This window comes from Janthinobacterium sp. LPB2021202312-11-4 (assembly GCF_037049705.1).
Classification (GTDB): Bacteria; Pseudomonadota; Gammaproteobacteria; order Pseudomonadales; family Pseudomonadaceae; genus Aquipseudomonas.
On the sequence record NZ_JBAGKV010000072.1, the window covers coordinates 1 to 2940 of the forward strand.

Here is a 2940-nt window from a genome sequence, read left to right on the forward strand (position 1 = left end):
CTAAAGGACTCCCTCATGCAAAGGATTGCATTTGCGAACGCCCTGCGCGGTGTCGCCGCTCTCTGTGTTGTCATTGCACACTACATTCTCATGTTCAACTATATCCGGGGTGAATTCGGCGGCTTGCCGGCGCTACCTGAAACGCCATTCCCAACCTGGATGATTAACGTCTTCAACCCACTGAACAGCTTGAACGTAGGGGCATTCGGCGTCGCCCTGTTCTTTCTGATCAGCGGCTTGGTGATACCCATATCTGTTTCGAACCTGGACGGGCAGTTTTTGGCAAGGATCAAGTTCACCATAGGCAGGCTGCTCAGGATATGGCCAACCTATATCGTAGGATTATTAATCACTCTTGCCTCGCTTGAAGCTTCTGCCAGATACATGGGCAACACCACTTCATATACTTTAAAACAAGTTATAATCCAGATATCTCTATTCCGCGACTGGCTTGGAAACCATCAACCACTAGACGGCGTGGTTTGGACGCTTGAAATAGAGATAAAATTCTATATCGCAATACTTATATTTTGGCCGATGACAAATAAAGCCAAAATACTTCCATTTATCACTCTAGGATTTCTCACCATCCTCATTGCAAATTTATACCCAGGAAATACATACAGAGACGGAACACTAGCAACCCTAACGCCTCCAATCAAATATGTGTTTTACATGATGATTGGTGTCTCGCTAAACTACCATTATCGCAAACTTATCAGCCTGGAAAAAACACTCGCATTGAATATTGCCATGCTATTTATATTTGGCTATAGCTGTTTGATTGAAGGCTGGCAGGTCGAAATCATTGTGTCTTACTTTGCCGCGTTCGCGTTATTCACGACGTTCTATCTGCTTGCCAGAGAATGGCGCGGTGGCCCAGTGTTCAATTTTCTAGCGAACATCAGTTATCCGCTGTACACATGTCACGGGGCCTTCGGGATCGTTGGCATGCGAATTATGATTGATCAAGGAGCAGGAGCAATAACTGCCCTTGTCATACAGACGACCATGACAATCATCCTCTCATGGATAATTCACAAGACCATTGAGAATCCAACGCAAACTCTCGGAAAGAGACTGACCATGATGATCAGATCTCCAACGGCCCCCATAGCAGCAAGCTAAGAATGAAAAGCCCGCTTTAATTCAGCGGGCTTTTTACATATCTAGGGATTATTCGAAAGGAATCGGTTCAACAATGTAGCAGTCTTCACAGTCGTCGGTGATAACTGTATTCAGAATGACTGGTGACGCTACCTGCGGACGAAGAAGCCCTGAACGAATGGACGCGGTATAAACACCAACATTCACCGTGTTGAAACGCCCCATTGCATTCACAGAGACGGTATCAATGCAGTAATTCATACCTTGGCCGACGCCGCATTGCTCGCCACCTGAGTTAATGATTCGGGTTGAGTCTTGCCCCTCTACAACAACGCCCCAGGCGCTCTGCTCGTCTTCAATTCCCGGCTCTGTGCCAATACAGTAACTATTGATGATGGTGTTGTACTCGCCTCCGTTGTCGAGCAGCAGCATGCACCGGCCAGTCCAGTCGACCGATGTGATGTTCTCGACCACGCAATGCTGGGCATAGTGCATATGCAGGCCGACGGTGCAGTTTCCTGTGAACTCAAGATTTCGGATGTACACGTTCTTGATCGGATCGCACAAAGCAACAATCGCATTCTCCGGGTGCTGTCGCTTGATAACCCGGTTGACAATCAGAGAGTCGGCCAGGACATAGATAACCTGCCTGACTTCCATTGGTCCATCCAAAGGCATCGGATAAGTGTCGAAATCGGTGGAAGCATCCGAAATCACAATCCAAGAACCATTTGTGTAGGGGGTCGTGTCGGCTACGAAAATCTGGGTTGTATTGACGTACGCTGTAGCAGTCAAATAGCTGCCAGCCCGCACGTTACCCTCATAATCAAACGCTGCATAGCTTGGATCTGTAGGCTCGACTGGGTTACGGCCAATCCCAGAAACATCGATAGTGACCTTATCAATCCCTGGTGCCGGCTCGATAATCTGGCCGCTATAGGGCCATTGGTCGTCTCGGTTCAGGAGCACAGTGGTGCCGATCGGACACTGAGTTCCATTGATCTGCAGCCAACGATAACCCGCCTTCAAAATCGACTGAATTTGAGGTCCATTATCGGCATCAGGATTCGGGGTAAAGACGTATGGGGTGTCAACATAAATTGCCATTTATCAATCTCATTTTAGAAAAGCCAAAACCCTCCGCGGCCAAAATATGTATATCCATACAGCACAATTATGACAACTTTTTAAAAATTTTGCCCTAATCCAATCGCCTCAATTTTCGAACGTAGCCCTGATATGTCAGCAGTGCTGATCAGTCCTTGGTTACCAGCATCGGTGATACAGATAATTCGTTGAGCATGCGCCGGGACCCGGCTTGTCTCACGCACAGCCATGAACAAGGGCGCAGGAGGCCGGGGCAGCAGACACTGCGCAACCAGCGCTGTAGAGGAGGACTGACAGGCGCATATCAGAAGTGGCATGACAGTCGCACAGGCGAACGTGATCACGCGGTGCATCGTTCAATACTCTGTAATGGGTTGATCGCTGGCTTGCAGCTGTTGCTCCAGAGCCTGGCGTTTATCCTGCGCCTCATGCCGTTGCGCTGCGGCCGCCAGAGTCAGCTAATTCGGGGATTCGCCGTACAACCTCGCCTGCTTAGGCTATCGACTCGGCTACAAGCCGATAATCTGATCTCGAACATTAGTCGCATTACTTATAGGCACCAAAAAACGCGCCGGGCTGCTCAAGCTCAGACTCACAACGCCGAGCCCACGCCTGTGCCGCCTGTTTTCGGACGAAGGGCTGGCTCTCTTGGTAGACTTGCACACCACAGGACTGAAATCGGACCTGTGCTGTACAGATAAGGGATACATCCGCCCTTTTTGTCCT

Annotated in this window: 2 protein-coding genes; one reads left to right on the plus strand and one right to left on the minus strand. The window is 49.2% G+C overall.

Annotation, left to right across the window (positions count from 1 at the left end; genetic code table 11):
• On the plus strand, positions 1 to 1128 hold a 1128-nt coding region (locus V5E99_RS30820; protein ID WP_499806291.1), incomplete at its 5' end, for an acyltransferase family protein.
• Between the two features lie 48 nt (positions 1129 to 1176).
• On the opposite strand, the gene V5E99_RS30825 is transcribed toward V5E99_RS30820, so the two are convergent.
• Positions 1177 to 2214, minus strand: a complete 1038-nt coding sequence (locus tag V5E99_RS30825) for a hypothetical protein (protein ID WP_499806292.1) — start codon at positions 2212 to 2214, stop codon at positions 1177 to 1179.
• Positions 2215 to 2940 lie beyond the last annotated feature (726 nt).